We start from the raw sequence: 24,028 nt of genomic DNA on the forward strand, positions 1-24,028 counted from the left end.
TTATCTATTTTTGATTCTACAGACTGTACCAAAGTTTTTAACTTTTCATTTACCAGGTGTTACAAAAGCGCGTTAAACAATTTAATTTCGAATAACAGCATTTCTATAAGCATAATAATTAGATAAAGCAATGTCCTAAGATTCTATCTGTTAAAAAATAAAGCCGCCCCGAAATGCGGGACGACCTTATTTTAACATTTATATTATTTTTCAATCATAAATTTCGCAAAGGTTTTACCACTTCCGTTTTGCAGTTGCATTACATACAACCCGTTGTTGAGCTTGTTTAAATCAAGCGCATAAGAATTTTCCCCCTCAAAGGCGTGAACGGAAGATTGAGACACTAATCTTCCTACCATATCAACAATATAAATTGAAATGTCTGAGGATTTTAGTACGCTGAATTTTACATTCATAGTATTCTGAACAGGATTAGGATACAATGACAGCGAACCCTCTTCAATCCCGCTTATGGCAATGTTAGGATCCAAACGGAAAGTGCTGCTGCTTATGGCACAATTAAGGGTATAGCATTTAGTATTACTGTAAGCACCGCTATAGCCGTAGACATAAGCTTTATAGGTCCCTATAGTACTCGTGTTATAGATAATAGTTTCAGAGGTTGTTCCACCATTCTGCGATGTAGATAAAAGCGAACCTGTAGGGCTATATAATTTAAGATCGTAGTCTCCGGGTAAAGTTGTTAAGGTCACCTTAATATTCTTTTGTGTGCTGTTGTTTGCAAAAGAAAAATAATCATAATCCGTCGAGGTACTGATCTGGGAGGTAATATTGGTATTTACCGGAATGGCAGCAGCCGTAGCCAATGTGTTGTTCGATTCATATGATTCCGTGCAGCTTCCGCCGGATCCCTGCTGAATATTTAATGTATAATCTTCCACTTCTCCATAATCGAAACTGCCGCAGGAAGGCGGTGCAGAATTATAATGCATGCTCACGCGCATCCTGGTAGTTCCAATAGAAGCGGTAGAAGGAACTGAAATAGTTGCTGTTAAATTTCCTGTGCTGCTCGAGCTGGTCGAATATGCTGTTTCACCAGCGTCTGCAAAATCACCATCACGGTTCCAGTCAATAAATACAGACCAATATTCCGTATAGGTGCCACCACTCATACCTGCACTAAAAGTAAGCGTATAGCTGGAGCTTGTAGATACATTTGTAGTCAGGGAAGTTGCGTTATAATAACCCCCTGCGTCGGCGCCTGATGTCCTGCTGATAGATCCTAATAATATGTAATCAATCCATTCGTAAGAATTGGTAGTACCGTTCGAAGCACAATAGCTTCCACCACCGCTGGAGGAAGTAGTGAACGTTGCAGAAGCAGAGTAAGCAGAGCTTCCCGAGGAACATACTGTTTGCACCTGGAACTCATATTGAGTACTGGCAGTTAAAAAACTTACTGCTTTCGAATTTGTGGTAGATGTAGTAGAAGTCCATGTGCTGGTTCCGGTCGGGCGGTATTGAATATTGTAGCTTGTAGCACCACTAACTGATATCCAGTTAAGAGTTGCAGAAGAAGTGGTAATGGATGTGGCACTTAGCCCTGAAGGTGTACCGCATGAGCCTCCGCTCGGAGGCGTGCAGCCCAGCGAGGTAGTAATACTATAGCGTGCACCTCCCGAAGCAAAAAGAGAATTCATCCTGGAGCTTTGTCCGGAAGTAAACATATTCATGCAATTATCATCCGTATAATCCATGTAATTCATAAACATTACTCCCGGAGAACTTGCGGTACATGCATCGGTATGAGGATACGCAGGACAACCATAATTTTCACCTGCCTGGTTAGGAGTATCTCCAACATTATCTGTTCCGGTACAAGCGCCACCATCATCTCCCCAAATATGATTTAAGTTCAGCCAGTGACCTACTTCATGAGTTGCTGTTCTGCCTAAGTTGTAAGGCGCTCCGCTACTGGGGGATGCAATACTTCCGATAGCACTATATAGAATCACAACACCATCGGTAGAAGAAGCACCACCAGGAAATTGGGCATAACCTAATAATCCACCGCCAAGATTACAAACCCAGAGGTTTAGATAAGAGCCTGCTGCCCATGCATCATCACCGCCATTTGCCGAATGCTTTACATTGTCGTTTTGCGAAAAGGAGGTCACTGAGGTTGACTTGTGTATTATTCCCGTAGTGGCATTACCATTAGGATCTCTTTGAGCAAGGCAGAATTGTACGTTTGTATTGACTGCTGTTGACTGCCATACCGATGGTGTATTGCCAGCATCAGAATTGGTTCGTGCATAGTCCTGGTTAAGCTGGCTTATTTGCGCCTGTACCTGGGCATCCGAAATATTCTGTGATGAAGTATTATAAACCACGTGCACAACAACGGGAATGGTAACTATGGTTCTGGCCTCAGAAGGATGCGCAGCCATATAAATTTGTGTGAAATTTTCTATATCCTGCATACGCTGACTCAAGGCAGGATCCTGCTGCTTTAACCATTCCAGGTGTTCCACTGTACCGCAAGTGCGATGTGGAGTTTGAGCTGACAGTGTGCTGCTCCCGGCAAATAAAATTGCTAAAAAGAGTAAATAGATTTTCATCATGGGAAGTTTGATTTGAAGGTTGATAAACGGTGAGAACTGAACTCTAAAAGAAAGAAATTGAACGCATAACTCCAAATATTAATAATAAACCTTAAAGAGGTAATCTTTAAAATCACAACATTCAAAAGAGGTAATAAGTGCCTAGACAAAGTGAACCAGGAATGAAGTATTATCTGATCAATTATTTGCAATTGCACGGATAATATCGCTTTTGGTTACAATGTGCATATTGTTTAATCCATCAGGAATTATCACGGCGCCTGCTTCCTTATTGATGATGCCTGATAATTTATCCAGGGGAGTATCGCTGGTAAGAACAGGAAGCGGAGCATCCATCACACTTTCCACTGCAAATGATTTAATCTCATGGTTACTGAGCAACTTCATCAGCAATCCGGATTCATTTATAGAACCCACCATTTTGCTATCTTCTAAAACAGGAAGCTGATCGATATCATATTTCTGCATTAAAGCAATTGCTTCTGTAACAGTCTGATTATGGCGAACGGAGATCAATTGCTGACTGTTTTTTGATTCTACAATATCGCGTGCTGTTTTTACTTCCAGAAACCCGCGCTCGCGCATCCATTCATCATTGTAGATTTTAGCAATATAACGGCTTCCATGGTCAGGAAAAATAACCACCACAACGTCTGATGGCTTTAAGCGGTCTTTTAATTGCATTAAACCCGCAAGCGCGGATCCGCAGGAATAGCCTACAAAGATTCCCTCTTTACGGGTAATCTCACGGGCCATCAGTGCGGCGTCTTTATCGGTCACTTTTTCAAAGTGGTCAATAACGCTGAAATCATAATTTTTAGGAATGAGGTCTTCCCCAATTCCCTCGGTGATATAGGGGTAAATTTCATTCGGATCCAAAACCCCGGTTTCATGATATTTCTTAAGTGCAGATCCATAGGTATCAATTGCCCAAACCTGTATGCGCTTATTTTTTTCCTTCAGAAATTTTCCAATACCGCTTATGGTTCCGCCCGTACCAGCACCAGAAACAAAATGCGTTATCTTACCCTCTGTCTGTTCCCATATTTCGGGGGCAGTAGTTTCATAATGCGCCTGCCTGTTAGTTAAATTATCGTATTGGTTTGGATACCACGAATCCAGAGTTTCTTCAGAAAGCCTTCTTGAAACCGAATAATAGGACCGCGGATCTTCCGGCTCTACATTGGTTGGACAAACAATCACTTCGGCACCAACAGCACGAAGAATATCGGCTTTTTCTTTTGATTGCTTATCAGTAGTGGTAAAAATACATTTATATCCTTTCGCAATAGCTGCTAATGCAAGCCCCATTCCTGTGTTACCGGACGTACCTTCTATGATCGTTCCTCCTGGCTCCAGCCAGCCCTTTTTTTCGGCTTCATCTATCATTTTTAACGCAATCCGGTCTTTAATTGAATTGCCGGGATTAAATGATTCTACTTTGGCAAGCACTGTAGCCTGAATGCCTTTGGTTACCTTATGTAGTTTAACCAATGGCGTATTGCCAATAGTTTCTATGATGTGGTTGTAAAACATACAGCAAAGGTAACCATGAATCGCAAGAACAATATAGATACGGCAACAGGTAGATTATTTTGAATTATAAAATAATCAGGGCATGATTAAATTGTAGCGCTTTAGTCAGAATGTAAAGAGAAATAACCATTGCTAACTGTAATAATGTTGTTCATTTCATATCAATTACCATATGCCACAATTTTCAATGAAATCTTTCCGATCATAAAATAATTCAGCCCTGTGAAGATTACAGGGCTGACCTATTCATTCTTAATAAAAATTATTGTATCACTAAAGAAGAGTGCAATTCTTCATTTCCGGCTTTTACATTTATAAAGTACACGCCTGAATTTACATCTGTGAGAGAGATATTTTGCTCACGGCTTCCATCAGCAATCGTTGTGCTTGATTGATATATTACCTGGCCCACTACGTTCTGTACGGTAACATCAAAATTCATATTGCTAACCATACCAGAAAAGCTTACTGTGAAGTTGCCATTGCTCGGGTTTGGATAAATATTTATGGAGCTATTTGCAGCATTGGCAAGACGGAAGTAATTGGTCTGCCAGGTTGCTGTATTTCCGTAAGCAGAAGAATCCGATTCTGAACAGCGGCTAGCAACCTGTGCCTCATAATCCTGTGCAGGTAACAGCCCGGTTAAATCCATATGGCTTTCAGTGGGATGCATATAGATCCAATCTGTAGCTCCGGCAGCCCTGTAGCGAAAAGAATAATCCATTGCACCTGCCACATCTCCCCATTCCAGAGAAGAGGTACTAACGCCAATTACTGAAACAAAAAAGGATGTAGGGGTCTCGCATGCTGCCATTGAGCTAGAATCCGTAGATGCAGTAATGGGATTCCAGGAGCTTTTATCACCGCTGGTGCAAATTGCTCTAACACCAAGATCAAAGTCATGCCCTGACTTCAAGCCGGTAAACGTATAACTAAGAGAACCATCGGTGATATCTACAGGCTGGGGATAGCGCTGGCTGTTGTGCAATTTGCCGGTTACCTGGTAGTATGCAGCAGTTGAAACCGAATTCCAGCTAAGGGTGAAACCATCAGAAGTAACATTCGTAATGATCAATCCTTTAGGAGCAGGATTAATCCTGATATTGTTAGGACTAGGTGTTCCAATTAGTGATGGATTAGATGATACCACGCGGATTTTATAATCACTCCCTGTTGGCATGCCTTGAGGAATATTAGCAGTAATGGTACCGGAGTTAGTGGAAGATAAAGAGCCGATTGCTATCTCTGAATCAAAATTTCCTTTTTTATCGGAAAGCTGGGCCGTAAATACGTTTCCGGAGTTCATAACCGAGTCAACAGTAAATGAGACTTTAACCACATCTCCCCCGCAAAAAGGTCCGCCGGTAACAGACGATGTAGTAATGGAATTAGCTGCACAGAAATAAGAGCTCAGGCAGGTGACTGTAATTAAAAGTAACAGGTTTTTCATGTTTCAAATTTTAGTTTAATAAAAAAATTATTTTAAAAGATTAAATAATAGAATGAAATAAAAGCACGTAACAATTAAATTAAAAAAGTATTTTATAGATTACAGTATAGCAACCCTTTAATAAGAGTTGCTATACCGGCCAAATTTATTTTATAATAATAGAAGAGTTATATTCTTCATTTAGGGAAACAATTTTTACAAAATACATCCCGGATGCTATATTGTCTAATTTAATGCTCTCCTTATTCAGCCCTGAAACAATTGACTTCGTTTCATGATAAACTATTTGTCCAAACACATTCTGCACATATATATCCATTTTGCTGTTCCCATTGGAATTATTGAAATTAAGAGAGAATGCCCCATTAGATAGATTGGGATACACCACCAGGTAAGATCCGTCGGAGTTTCCGGCAAGACGGAAATACATCGTTTGCCATGTAGCGGTATTACCATATGTAGAGGAATCAGAAGATGAACACCGCGTTGCTACTTGTGCTTCATAGTCCTGTGCCGGTAATAAGCCGGTTAAATGGATCGTGCTTACTGTAGGGTGCTTATAGGTCCAGGTAGACGTGTTAGTTGCGCGGTACCGGAAAGAATAATCCATTGCGCAAGTTGCATCCGGCCAGTCAAGATCACTGGTTGTAGTGCCTATAACAGATACAAAGAGATTACCCGGTACAGGACAAGCAATAGTAGAGGCAGTAGCTGCCGAATAGGAACTGTTGGAACCGGTTGGGCACTTTGCCCGCACATCAAATTCATAGCTGGTGCTGGATTGTAGACCCGTGAAGGTATAACCCAGACCAGTAGTGTTTACCGCACTTGAAAATGATCCTCCGTTTGTTTTCTTATAACGAACATCATAGCTAGTGGCTGTAGAAACGGAGCTCCAGTTCAAGGTAGCCGAGCATGCAGTAATATTTGTAACTGTTAAATCCTTGGGAGAAGGATTTATCTTAAAAGAGTTTGGTGAAGGCGTGCCAATTACGGAGGGATTACTGGATACTACACGAATCTGGTATTTACTTCCAGTATTCGTGTTCATTGGAATAGTAGCTGTAATGGTACCCGATGTGGTGCCTGCAATGCTGCCAATATCTACCGGAGAACCAAACTTCCCGGATTTATCAGAAAGTTGTGCGGTAAAAACATTGCCCGATTTCGCCGGGGCATCAACGGTATAGCTTACGTCCACCATTTCGCCGCCGCATAAGGGTGTGCCCTTAATTTTTTGCGTGGTAATAGTAGTAAGCGCTGCCCACGAAAATGAATACAGGCAAACGCAGGTTATCAATAGGAAAATTTTTTTCATGTTGTATTTTTTAATGTTGCAGAGTTGTTTTTAGGAAGTATCAAAAGTAGAAAGAAATTGATGACAGCAATAAAAAAAGATTTTATTTTTTATCATTAAACCATACCAGTTTTTTTATGTCTAAGCTTGTTTTCATTAGTGCCTCGTGAGTTGAATGCGGAGAAGTATATTTTAATTATACTGAATAAAAGATAAAGAGATGAAAGTGTATGTTCCATAATTTCTAGTTGGATAACACTAATTTTGCATCATCCATTTAGATTACCCTAAAAAACAATGCCTTTTAGTTTTATTTCTTTGGTCTGTAAGTTGCATGGGGTAATGTTTATACTAAAATTCTATAAATTAAAATTCCTTTAATGGTATCTTCTTTACGGTGGTGTCTGACTGTTATTATTATTTACACTTTTATTGAAAAATCTTCTGCACAGTTTCAATACATTTCACCTGTACCGGGAAGTATTTACCATAATCCTTCCACAAACATCATTTTAAAAAATGGTAATTTAATTGATAGCCTGTCCTTAACCCCCGGCTTATTTACTGTGGTTGGTTCTGTGAGCGGAGTTCATTCCATACGGGTTACTTTGTCTGATGACCAACAGACCATAGTCGCATATCCTGCAACCTACTTTGCAGACAGTGAAACAGTAAATGTTTCTGTTGCGACAGGCATAAAAACTTCAACCGGGTTGGTTCTGAGAGATACTGCCTTCCAGTTTCAAACGCATCCTGATTACTATTTTAACAGAGGCTATGGAAAAAGATCTTATGATTTGGATGGGGAAATTCCGCATAAAGCATATTTACCAGTTGACACAAGAACGGATTCTTCTGAAATCCCCTTGCCGCAATTTCTAATTACTGATAATGGAAACGAATATCCTTCCAGGGTCTTTTACTACAATTTTAAATCCAGCGGCGAGCAGGACACCACCGATGACTATCAATTCAAAACCATTTTAAATGACAATGGTGACTCTGTTTATGCATCCTATGATAACAATACCGGTATCGACTTCAAATTAAATAACAACGGATACCTGACCTTTTTTAATGGGTACGACAGTTCATTTCAAATGATGGATTCTTCATATCACCTCATTGATAGCTTTTTCGCCGGCAATGGATATTATGCGGATGGCCATGACTTTCAAATTTTTCCCGACGGGCATAGCTACTTACTTGCTTACGATGAACAAATAATTGATATGAGCAAGGTGGTGAACAACGGAATAGATACTGCACACGTTACCGGTCTGATATTACAGGAGCTGGACAAGAAAAAGCAGGTTGTTTTTGAATGGAGAAGCTGGGATCACTTCGATATCCGGGATTCTTATGAACTTTTACATAACCACGCTGATATTGATTTGGTACACGGGAATTCCATTGAACTGGAACAGGATGGCAATATCCTTCTCTCATCACGCCACTTGAGTGAAGTGACTAAGATTAACCATGCTACAGGTGAAACTATCTGGCGCTTCGGCGGAAAGAACAATCAATTTGCTTTTATTAATGACCCCGATTCCATCCCTTTCTATTACCAGCACGATGCCAGGCAGCTTGCTAACGGTCATATCACACTATTCAACAATAATAAGCAGGAAGGTATACCCGCCTCTGTAAAAGAATATGCTCTTGATGAAATTAATAAAACGGCCATGCTGGTCTGGTCTTACGTTCATCCCAGCCTCGACAGCGGCGCCATTATCATTAGCAATGCAATGGGTAATGCGCAGCGGTTACCAAATGGCAATACATTTATTTGCTGGGGTTATTTTATCAAGACTGCCCAGGTATCTTATCCGAATTTTACCGAAGTCGATTCACTCGGTAATATTGTATGGGAATTCCGGTTTACCGGGAATGAGAATTACATCTCCTACAGGGCTTTTAAATTCGACTGGAAGCCTTGTGGATTGCCGGTACCTGCATCACTGGTAGTCAATAGTGTTACCTATAATTCAGCTGGCCTGAGCTGGGCGGTCCCCTCCTTTGCCAGTAACTACGAAGTGGACTATAAGGAAAGTGCTGCTGCAGACTGGATTGTGTTAACCACTTTCAACAATAGCTACTTGCTTACCAGCCTCGTGCCCGAAACGCAGTACGACTGGCGGGTGAAAACAATTTGCACTGCAATGAGTGATAGCTCAGATTATACACCCGTTGAGCATTTTAACACCTTATCTACAGGGATTTCTTCGCCGCTGTCAGAAAAATTTTCTTTCTTCCCAAATCCCACCAAAGAAGTCTTGAACCTGGATTACATACTAAATAAAAATAGCCCTGTTAATTGCTTCATTATAAATATGCTTGGAGAAATAGTGTTTAATAAGGCGTGGCATGAAACAGAAGGACATCATCTTTCTATCATCACTTTGCCATATTTGAATAAAGGGATTTACCTAATTGGCTTTAAAACAGAAGGTCAGGAATTCTACAAAAAAGTAATCATTCAATGATCAGAAAGTAGAAGCTGACTTTCAAATGCCCTTTATAATTAATTGTATAATCCAGATTTTAGAGGGAACATTGCGGAAAATTTAGTCATTTTTTAGTAACTAATTACAAATGAAAAAATATTTTTTATTAGGTTTCTTATTAATAAGTTTTTTACATGTTAAAAAAGGTTTTGCCCAGTTTGAATACATTTCTCCCAAACCGAATAGCATATATCATAATACCACTACAAATATTATTCTAAAAAACGGGGCACTTATAGACAGTACCTCACTGTCAGACAGCCTCTTTACGGTTACCGGCACACTCAGCGGAAATCATACAGTTACTTTAATCCTTTCCGACGATAAAAAAACTATATTAATATATACCCAGCTTCCTTTTTCCCAAGGTGAAACTGTAACTGTAACGGTAGATTCTGCAATAAAAAAGCAAACCGGTGAGATCATCGCTGGTACCAGGTTTCAATTTCAAACGCATCCTGCGTTTACTGCTGGCAGACAGGCAGAGATGAAAAATGCTTTGGAAAAAATTTATAGCGATGAGCGTGGACTTAATCAGCTTAAAGTAAACCGGTCACAGTCAGATTCTATACCTCTTCCCCAATATGAGATTACTTCCACCGGAAAAGAATTTACAGGTGATGCTTTCTTCTACAATTTTAAAAGCACAATTCCGGGAGATCAGACTGATGATTACCAGTTCCGAACCATACTTAAAGATAGCGGCGATTCCGTATATGCAGTTCGCAATAATAATGCAGGCATAGATTTTAAGATAAATCATAATGGATATCTTACCTACTATAATGAAGAAGACAGTGGTTTTGAAATGATGGACTCTAATTACCGTGTTATAGATTCATTTTTTGCAGGAAACGGGTACCAGGCAGATAACCATGAATTCCAGATTTTCCCTGACGGTCATTGCTTTTTTCTGAGCTACGATGTACAGGTGCTAAACATGAAATTATATTATCCCAATGGCGATACAGCAGCCAATGTTACCGGAACCATATTACAGGAACTGGATAAAAATAAACATGTAGTTTTTGAATGGAGAAGCTGGGATAACTTTGCCATTAATGATTCTTACATAGATGCTAATAATATACACGACGTAGACCTGGTTCACGGAAATGCTATTGAAATTGATGCAGATAGTAATATTCTTCTCTCATCCCGGCATTTAAGTGAAATCACAAAAATTGATCACAATACTGGAGGAACTATTTGGAGATGGGGTGGCAAAAACAACCAGTTCACGTTTATAAACGATACGGTAAACCGTAACCAGTTTTATTACCAGCACGATATTCGTCGCTTACCTAATGGAAACTATTCTCTTTTTAATAATAATAACACGCAACCCACTCCCTCTTCCGCAAAGGAATATACACTGGATCCTATAAATAAAACTGCTACATTGAAATGGATCTTCATCCGTCCCCCCATTGATGACAAAAAGTTAAACAGCAATGCAATGGGTAATGTGCAGCTACTGCCGAACGGCGATCGTTTTATTTGCTGGGGACTTATTGCACCTACGGACCCGCCAGCGCCAATGCCCAATTTTACAGAAGTGGATTCTCTTGGTAACATTGTGTGGGAATTCCGATTTACAGGCAATGAGGGATATTTTTCTTACCGCGCCTTTAAATTTAACTGGGAACGATGTGGAGCACCGTTGCCCGAATCACTTGCCATTAGCGATATTACCTCAAAATCTGCGAACTTTTCCTGGGGAGTACCTTCTTATGCCTCTCAATTCGAGTTTGATTATAAGACCGATTCCAGCACTGAATGGACCAGCTTCGTAACCGCCGACCATTCCTATTTTTTAACTGATTTGATGCCTGAGACCGTTTATGACTGGCGGATCAGAACGGTATGCACTGTTTTTAATGACAGCTCTGAATATTCCCCGATCCAGAAATTTAATACTATTGCGAGCACTATTTCTCAATCGGCCGGAACGAATTTTTATTTTTATCCAAATCCTGCAAGTGATCGCTTACGGCTGAATTTCGATTTACAAAAAAGCAGCACCGTTACATTCTTTATTTCCAACGTGATTGGGGAAGCTATTTACTCAAAGCAATGGACTGCGAAAGAGGGCTTCAATTCAAATGAGATTTATTTACCCGCACTTTCTTCCGGCATTTATTTTACAAACTTTAAAAGTAATACGGGGGAGGCCCACAAGCAATTAGTTATTAGGTGAATTAAAGAGTCAAATATTTCGGGGCCTAAACCTTTTGCCGGATCTCTCGTAAAAGAGCTTGCACTTTTCAAAATAAATCCACTCTGAATTTGAACCTTATCCATTCATCCGCAGGTGGTTTATACTGCGGAAAGTATTTTATCCAAACACCATTTCTTAACAACCTGTAATCGTAATCATGAAAAAAAAGCGCTCTTTAATAGCTTCCTGTTTATTTGTATGCCTTTCAGTAATTGTTAATGCCCAATTCAATTATATCAGCCCTGTTCCCGGGTCAAAGTATCATTATCCGCAGGAAACAATTATTCTTAAAACCGGTGAAGCCTTTGATGAAAATTCAACTCTGAAAAAAGACATCGTCGAAATCTACGGTTCCAAAAGCGGCAAACACGGGTGGAAGACAATTCTTTCTGAAAATAAAACACTGATCATTAAACCTGAACCGGAATTTGCATGGAATGAAACAGTAACTGTAATCGTCCATAATAATCTTAAAAAGAAAGATGGCACTACCATAACAGGCAACTCTTTTTCTTTCGATATCAGAAATGGAATCTCAACAGAGGAAAGAGAGCGCTATCTCCGGAGCGATAAAGAAATAATACGGGAAGATTTTCCGAATAATATATTACCTGAACAATTACGAACAGGCAATCTGGATTCCATGCCCACCTTTGTTATCAATGTAAATAATAACCCCGCGCATGGACAAATCTTTTATGATAACCAGTCGGATGATGAAAATGATACAAACTCTTTTCCCACCATTATCAATAACAACGGCTCCATAATTTGGGCAAAGGATTTAGGCATGAACGGACACGATTTTAAGATTAATTATAATGGCTATCTCACCTATTATGATCTGGTAAATTTTCAGTGGATCATTATGGATTCAAATTATAACCGGATTGATTCTGTTCAATGCGGAAACGGATATGAATTAGAGACCAACGGCCACGATTGTGTTATCTATCCTGATAAGCATACATTCCTCCTTGCGTATGATGATCAAACTATTGACATGAGCCAGGTAGTCGCGGGGGGGAATTCGGATGCAACCGTAAAAGGCCTGATTGTGCAGGAACTGGACATCAAAAAGAATGTAGTATTTCAATGGAGAAGCTGGGACCACTTCCAAATAACGGATGCCGACTCAAACACTGTGCTCACCGGGCTTACCGTGGATTACGTTCATGGAAACGCAGTGGAGCGCGATAACGACGGCAATATAATGGTCTCCTGCCGCAATCTGTGCGAGATTACTAAAATCAATACCTCTACCGGCGATATTATATGGAGGATGGGCGGAGAAAATAACCAGTTTAAATTTTTGAAGGACAATATTCCGCAGCATTTCAGCTACCAGCATGATATCCGCAGAATCACAAATGGCCATGTTACCCTTTTCAATGATGGAGATTATCTTCCTGTTCAAATATCGAGCGCCAAGGAATATGCATTGGATGAAGTAAATAAGGTTGCCACACTTACCTGGTATTATGAGCATCCGGATATTAATGGCAATCATGTGTACGGACGCGCTTCCGGAAGCACTCAACGCCTGCCCAATGGAAATACCATGATCAGCTGGGGAACGATATATGCCGACCAGGGAATTCCAAATATTACGGAGGTTGATCTCAATAAAAACATTACCTGGGAAATGACTTTCGACGATGGAACTCAAAGAAGTTACCGCACGCATAAGTATGCATGGAATCCCTGCAGCCGCATTACCTCTTACACCATGAATGCCGCACCCGGAAAAACACAAGTGACTTTATCGTGGGGGGATGCCACCGGCGCTACTAAATACAAGGTATACTACCGGATGGCAGGAACCGGCACCTGGATCACTGCAGGAAAAACAAGCAGCACCCAATTGGTTATAAAAAATCTTATAACTTCCACTAAGTATGAATGGAGGGTAAAAACGATCTGCTCCGGCAATGGGACTTCCCATTATTCTGAAACAGCTTCGTTTACTACACTTTCGGCCAGAGAAACAGATCCTCTAAACAGTGGCACTGATTTGCTTGATGCTGAAGTTTATCCTAATCCTGCATTCGCGGTGATTACCCTATCAATAAAAGGAGATAGTGGAAATGAGCCTGCTTTAGTCACTATCCGTAATATGCTCGGTGAAATTCAAATGACACAGGAAATTGCTAATGCAGGGCAAATACAGTTGAACGTTCAGAATTTATCTAAAGGCTTTTATACTGCAGAAATACGTTGCGGAGCGAAATCGGTTATTAAAAAATTTATAAAGGAATAGATTCCTGATAAATTGGTAAGCCGGAATATTCCTTTATCAATTGTGGCAATGGCGGGTTTTAATGAAGCGGTTTTAAAAGCTGTTGTTGCGAACGAAGTGAAGTAATCTGCCTATAAGACCATTTGATAATTTATGGAGATTCCTGTGACTCTTACCTTCGCAAAGACGCAGTTAGCAAGCTTAAATGGCTTGGGAGATTTAACTGGTAATGGGTGAACATCTATATTGTCAATAACTTTAACTTTGAGTATGCTCACAAAAGATGTTCAGCAAACAATCATCGAACGAATAAAGCCTTACAAACCAACACGGATTGGGATTTTTGGCTCGTATTCAAGAGATGAGCAAACAGAAGGAAGTGATCTTGATATCCTGATAGATTTTAAAGACAGCATCGACCTATTCGACCTCGTTGGCCTGGAACAGCAACTCAGTGAATTGATTGGTGTGAAAGTAGACCTGGTTACCGAAGCTTCCGTGCATCCATCTCTCAGAACGTATATTCTGGCTGATTTGAAATTGCTCCTTAATGAAGAGGGATGATCATGTCTACGTCAGACATATTCTATTTTGCATTGAAGGCATTGAAGAATATACTCAGCAATTGACTTTTGAAAAATTTATTATCAATAAGTTAATTCAGGATGGTGTATTGGGAAATCTTGAAATTATTGGCGAAGCAGTAAAAAATATCTGTGACGAGTTTAGGAATCTCCATACTGAAATTCCATGAAGAAGATGTCAGGAATGAGATAAAAACTTATTCATGATTACAGGGGTGTTGATATGCAATCTGTTTGGAAAGCAGTTCACCACTCAATCCCGGAATTGAAAACTTACTGCAGAAAATTAGGTCGATCAGGACATATTTACAGCTCTTCTTTACGGAAGGGCTTTTTTATTTGGTTTGGAATCAGACCGACAATTTGATTCCGGAACTTATAACCAGTATAAAAGATCACTGAAAAGAGAATGAAAAGTGTTCCGATATAAAATCCTGCATTCAATTCGTTTTGCTCGTTGAAAAAAATAAACGCCAGTATTATTCCATATACCGGTTCCATATTCAGTGATAGACTAGCCGTGAAGGCCGAAACGTAACGCAGGGATTTCATGGAAAGATTAAAAGGAATTACGGTACATACAATGGTAAAGATCATCAGCAATAACCAGTCCTGTGAATCCGGGATGTATTTGTCGGTAGGAAAAAGGTATAAATAAGCCGGCATTAAAAGCGTGAGGTAAACGAACCCGCTGCACAGCTCATAGGTGGTTACCGTCTCCGAATTGTACTTCATCATCAGCTTCCTGTTTAGTATGGTAAAATACGAACCGAGTAATGCAGAGATCAGTCCGAGGATAATACCGGTACGGTAGATCTCATGAAAGGTGAAGATCAAAAACATTCCTATCACGGCAAACAGGGCAAGAAAAAATTCCTGCCAGCTAAACTTCTGCTTCATGATCAGCGGTTCCATGATGGCTGAGAACACTGCGATCATGGCAAGGCAGCTCATGCCAACGGAAATGTTGGAATACTTAATCGAACCGTAAAAGAAAAGCCAGTGAATAGCTACCAGCAACCCCACTAAGCTGATGCGCATCGTTTCTTTCCACGGGAGCCATTTTACATTTTTTGTAAATAGTGAAATGATGATCCAGCAGGCAGAAGTCAGCAGCAGGCGGTACCATACTAATAATCCTTCTGTCAGTTGAATGGCTTTGGCAAAGAGGCCGGTAAAACCCCATAAAAAGATACTGATGTGCATAAGAATTAAAGAGCGGCGCATGTAAATATCTGCAAAAGTAATAGATACCCACTGAGGTTTAAGTGTGCCTGAATAATATTCAATTGTGCAACGGAAATCACTGTAATTTGGTTATAATGATCAATAAAACAAGGTATTGACCCGGAGAGAAGTGAATGGTGAATTATCAATCTTGTTAAGAAAGTATCTGCATTCGTGGATACATATTTGTAAGTAGTGGTTCAAATAGAATTATTTATAAATTTAAATCATGAATAACTTGAAATCACTATTACTAGTCGCTTCCCTTTCCTTTGCAACCTTCAGTGCTTATTCGCAGGCAACGGTTACTTCCACCAGTATTGAAAAAGAAAACCGCAATGCCGTGATGGTAGCGATCGACCAGCCGGTTAATATTACAGAAAATGCCCTGGAGCAGCGTTTGAAGCACTCCGGGCTAAGCGGCAAAACGCGTAACAATGCTACCAGTTACAAGGCAGTTACCCTTTCGGAAATAGCACCGGAAAAGGTGGACATCTATACTAAGGTAGAGCCGGGACAAAACAAAAACACCAGCATTGTGTATATGGCAGTATCTAAAGGGTACAATAATTTTACGAATTCTGAAGGTGACAGCATGATCACGGAGCATATTAAAACGTTCCTGAACTCCTTTGTAAAAGATGCGAGCGCTTTTTCAGCCGATCTTAATGTTGCCAGTCAGCTCGATGAGGTAAACAGCCTGCAAAAAGACTACGACAATCTAATGGATGATTTAAAGGCTTTGGAAGCAAAGAAGGCAGATATTGAAAGCAGCATCGCCAATAAGACGAAAGATATCCAGGCAAAAAAAGAGGACCTTGATCAAAAGAAACAAGCGCTTGAAGATCTGAAAACTAAAAGGGCCGGATTGGACGATACACTTAAGCATTAACTTAAAAACCTGTGGCTCCACAGGTTTTTTTTATTTGGGGTTCTTCCCGCTTATCTCACTATACTTAGGCAGGTATCGGTAAACCGACGGATTTACGTCGATCCTGGTTACCATTCTATTTTTGTAGCATTATTTTATATTGACAATTTCCTCTCTAAAAATATGCTCTCCAGCATTTGATAGTAATCGATTTTTGTAACAATTATATTTTTTGAAACAGTCACGAACATCATCATTATCGTGAATCTTTTTTTCTGTAAAAAGAAGTTTTCCAAGAATTTTAGAAACATGATCACGGGGACTGATTAATCTCGTATCAACTAAGTTCAAAATATAATTTCCAAAACCTCCCGGCCTACCTGCCTTTGCTTTTTCATTAATTTTTTGTAGCAGCTCATACTTTGAATCTTCTTCAGAGAGTCTCTCTCCAAGAAACCAGCATCTGTAAATCATAATACCGGTGTTATCAACCAAATGATCAAAAATGATTTTTGCATACCTAAACAAATTAGAACCGGATTTTTTGAAATCATAGCGCCATCTTGTTTCTTCAAGAAAGAAATTCATGTTTAGCCATCTCCAAAACCCCCAATTGGATAAAAGGTATCTATCAATGGACAGGTTGCGATGTAGAATCAGAGCAAATTCAAAATCAATCCTGCTTCTATCGCCTCCCTTAAAACTTTTCATTACAGCTTTCATTTCTACTTTCGCTTTTTCAACTGCGTCTATAAATTCATCAGAGCCAATTCCTTCTTCGTGAAATCCCAAATTTTTTAATTGCTTATTAAACTCTTCTTGTTTAAAAGTTACAAGAAATTTAAGTCTCTCTGAGAATTCAATTCCTTCTGTAGGACGCAGATAGAAATTGTAAAACTCTCGCTTATCAGAGTAGTGTTTCATCGATTTAAAATTTTGATTCTTTTTTCTTTTTCAATCAAACTTTTCAAATGCTTTTTGTATTTGAACTTTTTTTTGATTTGAAAATTTTCAAAAAGTTTTTTTGAGTAGTTGAGATATATCTCAATTAAATCTTCAGCTTCAGGTTTATTAATAATGATCTCTCTTAACTCTATTGATCGAACTTCCACTAACTCAGAGATGAAATCTATCAATGCTGTGTATCGTTTGTTTTGATCATCGTATATGCTTTTAAAGAGCAACCACTTTAGGTAGTTATCGGCAAACGAAAGAAAAGAGAACATAAAGGCCGTATCGACACAAAGTAAATCGTCTTGCTTAAAGTGGTTATCAAAATCTTGGTGGTAATGAATTTCCGGCAACTCTGATCCGGTATTATCAAGTCCAGAAATCTTAAACAAAAATTGACCTGTATCGTCGGGGCTTATTGGAAGAAAGTTCTTCTGTGTTCTTTCTGTTTCAATGTCATCAATTATTATTTCAATTTCTTTACTTGCACTGAGGATGGAAAGTGGTTTCTCTGCAATGTCAAAGTAATCCCCTTTTACTGCTGAGTCTCTTGCGATACAATACTCAATGATGAGACTTCCAAATACTTTACTGAGATCGACAAGAAATTCAGTTTCATTCTTGATAGATATATCTTGCAGATTGATGACTTTCTGATCGAGACAAAATTTTGAAAATGGTGAATAAAGCTGAATGCGTAAGTGAGCTTCTTCCATGGGGTTTTCAATTTTTGCCAAAAGATCTTTAACATCACTTAAGTTTCTCCCTTGTTCCCAATCAAACGACAGAATGATTTTGAGTAGCTTCGTTTCGATACGCGGTATAATGATTTTTGCTCCAACTTCAAGATTGTACAAATCAATATCGTAAGCTGGACCAAAAGATTGTTCGATGTCAGTTCCATCAAACACGATTTTAATAGAATGTCTTACAAGATTATTCTTGCGCCTGTAAGACGGAATTGGAATTGTATTGATGCTCATTTAAAGTGGTCTTTTCAGAAAGTTTTATCAATGGGGAAAGATTTTTGTATTCAGATCGATTTTGTATTGAACATGTTCTAATAATTATTTCCTTGGTTTCTTCTGGAAGAATTGTTATCGAAGGTGAACTACCTTCCTCGATAAGAAGAAAATTTTCATTGAATATTTGCAAATGAGCAAATTCGGGAATGCGTAGGATTTGTAGTAATTCAAAACTTACTTTCTCTTCGCCTTCAAGAGTATTAAGTGCCGATTGGAACGATAAAGCAAGTTCATCCCGCCATTTAGAAATAAGTTTCATTTTGACAACGTAGCGATCATGATCATCAAAATAGCTTTCTAAAATGTTCGCCTGATATTTTGCTTTAGAAATCGGAGTATCTCCTTTTGTTTTCAATCCCCCAAGAAGCTTAAACATTTTACAGATGTCTTTATTCGGTGGAATCGGTTCAGTCTTTATGAATATTTTTTTAAGTCCCTCAAGAATTTTGTTTTTGATTTGCCGCACTCGATTTGTTGGGTTTTTCAAATCGAATCTTTCCAAATGACAAATTGATATTTCTTCCTTTGTAGAGCACCACGTGTTGTGTGCTGGATTTTCTGAGTATGCAAGAAATAAATCCATGTGTTCTCTTGCCTGCTGATTCTTTTCAGTTCTGGAAAGAACACCTGCAAACAGAATACTTTCAGTTTTCACTTGATCATTTACAAGTTCTGTTAGTGCTTCCCCCTGATAATAACTTACTATCATTCCATTGTTTCTTGCGAGCGCTACTGTATCGCTGGTTTTCCATGTGTCCTTGAAATCCTTAAATTCTTCTTTATTAAGAATTCTTACAGCCAAATCAATTGCAACAGATGTTTTATTATGCCATGCAGATTGATTTTTCTCTGATCGATATGCGTCACTTAATTTCGGCAAATCAATGCTGATCTTTTCCATTTTAAATCCTTCACTTTCAGGATACCCGTCATCACGCCACTGTAATAGTTTTAGTTTATATTTCAGTTCTGGCACATTAAACAAATAGTTTCTGTCAATCGTAATCGTTTCGCCACTGGTCGTAATCTGACATTTTAGTCTATTGTGAAAAATTGGGATAAACCAGTTCTTTAAAATTTCATCTCTGAATTCTTGAATCATACCTTCAAGCGAATAGTCTTCAATTACAGGACAGAATCCCGGAATAAAAAGCGTAGTTCCATATTCAGAATTTTCCCTGGAATTCAATTCAAATAAATCTGCTTCTCTGTCAGCGTCATCATTCACAAAAGGCAATGCATCGGAAGCTGTTCCATTCTCTACGCGACAATAAAATGATTGACCAGAGTATTTAAAATCTTCTTTGTTATTATAAAATGGCGAGAACACGCCTCTTCCTAGAAATCTCTTCGTAGTAGACTTCCATTTCTGCGATAAAACTGAGTATGCGAAAAAAAACCATACCCCTGAAATAAAAGTATAAATAGAACTTCCCTTACCCCATGTACCCCCTTGAACTGAACTATCCTTTTCGCTTGAATTTATTATTCTCATCAGCGCATTGAAGTTCGACTTTTCATCATCAAGTGGTTTTTCATCTCCCACAAGTCCTTTGCAATTCTTTTCAATTATTTGCAGCGAAAACCATTTCTTCTTTCGAGCCAATAATTTGATTCCATTCTGCATCAATTCTTTTGCATCCTGATACTTGGTATTCTTATAAGATTTTTTGAAATAGTTTTCAAAATATTCATCCCCCATGCGCCGAATGAATCTGTCAACTGAAGCTTTGGACATTTCGGACAGTTCATAAGTTACTTCTACAGGTTCCCTTACATCAAATGGAACATCGAGTTTGTTTTGAATATCCTCACGAATTAACAAAGCAATATTATGTTCACCCAAGTCTTTGATTCTTCCAGGAATGTTGTCTGAACCAGCAGTTCCGCTCTGACCTTTGAGCTCAATGTTTTTCATACTTAAAATTTAAAAATGTTCTTCGACTTCTTATTGAGTTGATCGTGAAAACTTGCTTCAGCAATCTTGACTCTCTCTCGGATAGCTAAAAACATTTTCCTCACATCGACATCTGTGTACTCATAGTTGTTTTTATTTGAGCAATTGGAAAGTGAATCTAATTTATCAAGCAGGGCCTGTACTCGTTTTCCTGCTACATTTTCAAATCTTTTTCTTCTTTCCGATTTATCAGTCATTGCTAAATTTTAACTTAATTATTCAAATATATTCAAACTTTCTTATTCTATTGAAAAATATTTATGCGGTTCTTGGACTATATTGTTAAACTATATACATAATATAACGGAATTTTAGTAATTATTTACGGTTTTATAAACAATCGTAGCTATTTTGATGGCAAGAAGTGGAGGAACCGCATTTCCCACTTGAATGTATTGTGCAGTCCTCTGCCCACAGAAAAAGTAATTGTCCGGAAATGTTTGAATTCTTGCAGCTTCCCTCACACTGAAGCTACGGCATTGGGAAGGATCAGGGTGTATGTAATAATGACTATCTTTTGAGATATGACTGGTAATAGTATTTGAGGGCTTGTAAGGTAATTGAACTTTGAATCGATCAACAAATGTTCCGTATTGAATTGCCTTATTAACATTTTGATGTACAGGTAAAAGTTGAATTGGAAAATCGTATAACCTTGGAGAGACTTTATGAATTACGGTGTAACATGAGCTAAAAAGGTACCGGTAAAGGTCTTTAATGATATGTCCCCTTGAAGAATGATTTACTACACCAAGTATTCTTTTATCCAAAAACCAATCGGGCTTATAAGAAACAAATGGTGAGAATCTAATAAACTCTTTTCCATTATCGTATTTGGGTGGTTTGAGCTCCTTGAGAACTTTATTAATCTCCTTTTTCACCGCTCTTTCAATTTTCAATTCCTTGAGCTGCTTCTTGAGCGCTTTCAGATTCTTCACCCATAAGGTCTTAGAGTCTTTCGCTTTTGAAATTGTACTACGGATTCTCGGTAAACCATCGATAACAACTTTCAACGGAACTGAAGGTTCCTTTATAAGGAGGGGAATGTCATTGATTGACAAATCATTTCTTACTCCCAAAAGAATAACTCGATGCCTTGCCTGTGGAATACCATACTCTTCTGCGCGAATTACAAAATCGAATGAATTGAATTGTGGCACATCAAACAATTGCAGTTGTTTATTTCGCCGTGATGAGACAAGAGAGAAAATTTTGTAACCAGGACAGACGAACGTAATATTTTTTTTGCCTTTTAATTTTGAGTATGCTTCAAATGGATTTTGAAGGTCGAGTATTAGTTGCTTAAAAATTAATTCATCATCAATCTTAGAGGACAATAGTCCCTTTACGTTTTCCATGACAAAGAGATGAGGATTATGCACCGCTAGGATTCTGAAATATTCTCTGTACAAATAAACTCTTTCATCCTCTTTGTTCAATCCTTTCGTTTCTCCCCTGCGAGCGCGGCCAACAAGTGAATATGCCTGACAAGGTGGACCACCAATAAGAACCCATGGTTCCGCTCCGTCTAATGCAGTTTTGATTCGTTCATCGATTTCTTCTTCAGAAGTTTCACCAAGAGTTGCTTGCCATGCTTCCTTGGAAGCTCTAATAAATTCATAATGATGCCTTGCAAATAACTCTTGACGCGAAATCTCTCCTCTTAAATGACTATAATAATCATCCGGTACCTCTGATTTTTTATACTGTCGATAAAAACTTCTCAATAAAAGCGTGTCGTATGCCCATTTTTCTTTCTCAATAGACAAAGCAACTTTAAATAGTGGATTTTCATTTTCATCAACCAATGAAGAGAACCCTTCACCTAATCCCCCGGGACCTGCAAAAATGTCAATGACTTTAATAGGCATCATTCTGCTTTTTTTGAGGCCTATTTGAAAGAAGCAGTATTAAAAAATTCTTGGATCGAAGTATCAAGAGCTGTAATAATCTTTTCAAGATTAATTACCGAGACATTTCGTTTACCATTCTCAACTTCATTGAGATAGGTTTTGTCAACTTCTGCTTTGAATGCAAGTGATTCCTGAGTGAGTTTTAATTCTTGCCTGAGTTCTTTGATGCGAAGCCCAATCTTCTTGCGGATATCCATGCCCGCAAGCTATCCGTCATTCGACTATAAGTCAATCGGAAATAAGTGAACTTTTGAGTTATTTAATAAATTCTTGGGTTAGTTTCTTTAGTGTTTTTGCAGATTTTCCAGCTTTGAAAGCGCACTCCCAAATATTTATAATTTTCCAATTTTCTTTTTGAAGCTTTTTCAAAACACCCTTATCTACCTCTCTATTTCTATTTATCTTTTGCAACCACCATTCTGTTCTTGTCTTTGGAACCACAAAATATTTGCATCCCTTATGTCCATGCCAAAAACATCCATGAACAAAAATCACCGTTCTGTATTTCTTTAAAACTATATCCGGCTTGCCTGGTAGCTTTTTATCATGCAGCCGAAACCGAAAACCATTTTTGTGAAGAAAGCTTCTGACAATTAATTCAGGCTTCGTATTCTTAGAGCGAATACGAGACATGTTAAAGCTGCGGGTTCTCTTATCGTGCACATCCATCTTTATCAGGGCTTTCAAAAGATAAACTCCTCCATGCTTATAATCTCTTATATAGCTTCCGAAAATCGGCAAGAGAAATACAATTTAATTCCTTCATAAACATTCAATGCAAGCATGATTTATCACCTGTCACAATCTGGTTTGTCTGTGATGAGTGCAAACCGCAATGAGAGAGTCTTCATCATCGTTAATAAATTGAAATGAGGGTCTCAGCAGGTATTTTCAGCTTTTCATGAAGTTCTCTTATCATAGTAAGGGATAGTTTGCGCTTGCCCCGTAATATTTCGGATTTGCGACTGCGCCCGCCCAATATTTTATTTAGCTCTTTTTCGTCAATTCCCATTTGATCGAGACGAAATTTAATTGCCTCAATAGGATTTGGAGGGGGAATAGGATAGTTCTTTGCTTCATAGGCTTCTGCCAGTATAGAAAGTGCTTCCATTTCATCTGAAAGAGGAGAATCCGCTCTCAGATTCTTTTGCATCAGTTCATAAATGCGCTCAAGCGCAGCTTCATGATCTTTTTTTGTTTTAATGAGTTTTAACATACGCAATAGTTTTTGCATCAATTTTATTATACTCTTCATGTGTACCAAGCCATACTATAAAAATAATTTGTAACCGGTATTCAATATCAACAATGAGCCTGTACTTATTGCCATGAATATTAAACACCGCCCTTTTTTTGCCGATTACAGAAGCATTGCCCACCTGTTGCTTTAGTTCATTGTGATTTTTCCAGTGAGCCAAACGTGCTTCATCATACCATGAAAATAGAGACTGTTCTGCTTCCCTTTTCTTTTCTGTATAAAGCTTAATGGATTTAATAGCTATTACTCTCATCGCCTCGTACAAATATACAGAATGTAACCAATTTGGGAACGATGTCCTCAAAATTTCATAAAATTATATTGTCTTCTATTTTTCAGCAAACTGTATTACAGTTACATACATTACGAAAAGTAAGTTTTAAATTATATCATGGACTTAATTC

At 38.6% G+C, this 24,028-nt stretch carries 20 protein-coding genes and 1 pseudogene; 7 read left to right on the forward strand and 14 right to left on the reverse strand.

Going from position 1 to position 24,028, the window contains the following annotated elements; translation table 11 throughout:
- Positions 1–203: 203 nt before the first annotated feature.
- From H0W62_09810 to H0W62_09825, 4 genes are all read right to left on the reverse strand, one after another.
- Complete coding sequence (locus H0W62_09810; GenBank protein MBA3648826.1) at positions 204–2,585, reverse strand: T9SS type A sorting domain-containing protein; 2,382 nt, start codon at positions 2,583–2,585, stop codon at positions 204–206.
- Positions 2,586–2,762: 177 nt separating this feature from the next.
- On the reverse strand, positions 2,763–4,121 hold the full coding sequence (locus H0W62_09815) for a pyridoxal-phosphate dependent enzyme (protein ID MBA3648827.1): 1,359 nt from the start codon (positions 4,119–4,121) through the stop codon (positions 2,763–2,765).
- Between the two features lie 262 nt (positions 4,122–4,383).
- Positions 4,384–5,571 (reverse strand): fibronectin type III domain-containing protein, encoded by a 1,188-nt coding sequence (locus tag H0W62_09820; GenBank protein MBA3648828.1) that lies wholly within the window; start codon positions 5,569–5,571, stop codon positions 4,384–4,386.
- Positions 5,572–5,716: 145 nt separating this feature from the next.
- On the reverse strand, positions 5,717–6,889 hold the full coding sequence (locus H0W62_09825; protein ID MBA3648829.1) for a fibronectin type III domain-containing protein: 1,173 nt from the start codon (positions 6,887–6,889) through the stop codon (positions 5,717–5,719).
- Between the two features lie 359 nt (positions 6,890–7,248).
- Here H0W62_09825 and H0W62_09830 point away from each other — a divergent pair, with 359 nt between their 5' ends.
- The 6 genes and pseudogenes from H0W62_09830 (at position 7,249) to H0W62_09855 (ending at position 14,789) form a co-directional block, all read left to right on the forward strand.
- On the forward strand, positions 7,249–9,357 hold the full coding sequence (locus H0W62_09830) for an aryl-sulfate sulfotransferase (protein MBA3648830.1): 2,109 nt from the start codon (positions 7,249–7,251) through the stop codon (positions 9,355–9,357).
- A 109-nt stretch (positions 9,358–9,466) separates the two neighbouring features.
- On the forward strand, positions 9,467–11,578 hold the full coding sequence (locus H0W62_09835; GenBank protein ID MBA3648831.1) for an aryl-sulfate sulfotransferase: 2,112 nt from the start codon (positions 9,467–9,469) through the stop codon (positions 11,576–11,578).
- A 178-nt stretch (positions 11,579–11,756) separates the two neighbouring features.
- A complete protein-coding gene (locus H0W62_09840; GenBank protein ID MBA3648832.1) occupies positions 11,757–13,859 on the forward strand; it encodes an aryl-sulfate sulfotransferase in 2,103 nt (700 codons plus the stop codon).
- A gap of 249 nt (positions 13,860–14,108) precedes the next feature.
- Complete coding sequence (locus H0W62_09845; GenBank protein ID MBA3648833.1) at positions 14,109–14,402, forward strand: nucleotidyltransferase family protein; 294 nt, start codon at positions 14,109–14,111, stop codon at positions 14,400–14,402.
- Positions 14,389–14,615: pseudogene (locus H0W62_09850) on the forward strand (DUF86 domain-containing protein). The gene H0W62_09845 and the pseudogene H0W62_09850 overlap by 14 nt, the downstream one beginning before the upstream one ends.
- 30 nt (positions 14,616–14,645) lie before the next feature.
- The gene (locus H0W62_09855; GenBank protein ID MBA3648834.1) at positions 14,646–14,789 is read left to right on the forward strand and encodes a hypothetical protein; all 144 of its coding nucleotides are present in this window, start codon (positions 14,646–14,648) and stop codon (positions 14,787–14,789) included.
- On the opposite strand, the gene H0W62_09860 is transcribed toward H0W62_09855, so the two are convergent.
- A complete protein-coding gene (locus tag H0W62_09860; GenBank protein ID MBA3648835.1) occupies positions 14,729–15,628 on the reverse strand; it encodes an EamA family transporter in 900 nt (299 codons plus the stop codon). The two genes, H0W62_09855 and H0W62_09860, sit on opposite strands and share 61 nt — an antisense overlap.
- A 250-nt stretch (positions 15,629–15,878) precedes the next feature.
- Between H0W62_09860 and H0W62_09865 the strand changes: the two genes are divergently transcribed.
- Complete coding sequence (locus tag H0W62_09865; protein ID MBA3648836.1) at positions 15,879–16,541, forward strand: hypothetical protein; 663 nt, start codon at positions 15,879–15,881, stop codon at positions 16,539–16,541.
- A gap of 129 nt (positions 16,542–16,670) precedes the next feature.
- Here the strand turns inward: H0W62_09865 and H0W62_09870 are convergent, their stop codons facing one another.
- The 9 genes from H0W62_09870 to H0W62_09910 form a co-directional block, all read right to left on the reverse strand.
- Entirely contained in the window at positions 16,671–17,444 is a 774-nt protein-coding gene (locus H0W62_09870) for a hypothetical protein (GenBank protein ID MBA3648837.1), read from the reverse strand.
- Positions 17,441–18,454: a hypothetical protein gene (locus H0W62_09875; GenBank protein MBA3648838.1), complete on the reverse strand. Its 1,014-nt coding sequence runs from the start codon at positions 18,452–18,454 to the stop codon at positions 17,441–17,443. The genes H0W62_09870 and H0W62_09875 overlap by 4 nt, the downstream gene beginning before the upstream one ends.
- Positions 18,408–20,414, reverse strand: a complete 2,007-nt coding sequence (locus H0W62_09880; GenBank protein ID MBA3648839.1) for a hypothetical protein — start codon at positions 20,412–20,414, stop codon at positions 18,408–18,410. Before H0W62_09880 ends, H0W62_09875 begins: the two co-directional genes overlap by 47 nt.
- A gap of 2 nt (positions 20,415–20,416) precedes the next feature.
- Positions 20,417–20,650, reverse strand: coding sequence for a hypothetical protein (locus tag H0W62_09885; protein MBA3648840.1), 234 nt, complete (start codon positions 20,648–20,650; stop codon positions 20,417–20,419).
- A 114-nt stretch (positions 20,651–20,764) separates the two neighbouring features.
- Positions 20,765–22,327: a DNA cytosine methyltransferase gene (locus H0W62_09890; GenBank protein MBA3648841.1), complete on the reverse strand. Its 1,563-nt coding sequence runs from the start codon at positions 22,325–22,327 to the stop codon at positions 20,765–20,767.
- 17 nt (positions 22,328–22,344) lie between these two features.
- Entirely contained in the window at positions 22,345–22,563 is a 219-nt protein-coding gene (locus H0W62_09895; protein ID MBA3648842.1) for a helix-turn-helix transcriptional regulator, read from the reverse strand.
- Positions 22,564–22,621: 58 nt separating this feature from the next.
- Complete coding sequence (vsr, locus tag H0W62_09900) at positions 22,622–23,035, reverse strand: DNA mismatch endonuclease Vsr (protein MBA3648843.1); 414 nt, start codon at positions 23,033–23,035, stop codon at positions 22,622–22,624.
- A gap of 187 nt (positions 23,036–23,222) precedes the next feature.
- Entirely contained in the window at positions 23,223–23,582 is a 360-nt protein-coding gene (locus tag H0W62_09905) for a transcriptional regulator (protein ID MBA3648844.1), read from the reverse strand.
- Positions 23,566–23,877 (reverse strand): type II toxin-antitoxin system HigB family toxin, encoded by a 312-nt coding sequence (locus H0W62_09910; GenBank protein MBA3648845.1) that lies wholly within the window; start codon positions 23,875–23,877, stop codon positions 23,566–23,568. Before H0W62_09910 ends, H0W62_09905 begins: the two co-directional genes overlap by 17 nt.
- Positions 23,878–24,028 lie beyond the last annotated feature (151 nt).

It is taken from the genome of Chitinophagales bacterium (assembly GCA_013816805.1).
GTDB lineage: Bacteria > Bacteroidota > Bacteroidia > Chitinophagales > UBA10324 > MGR-bin340.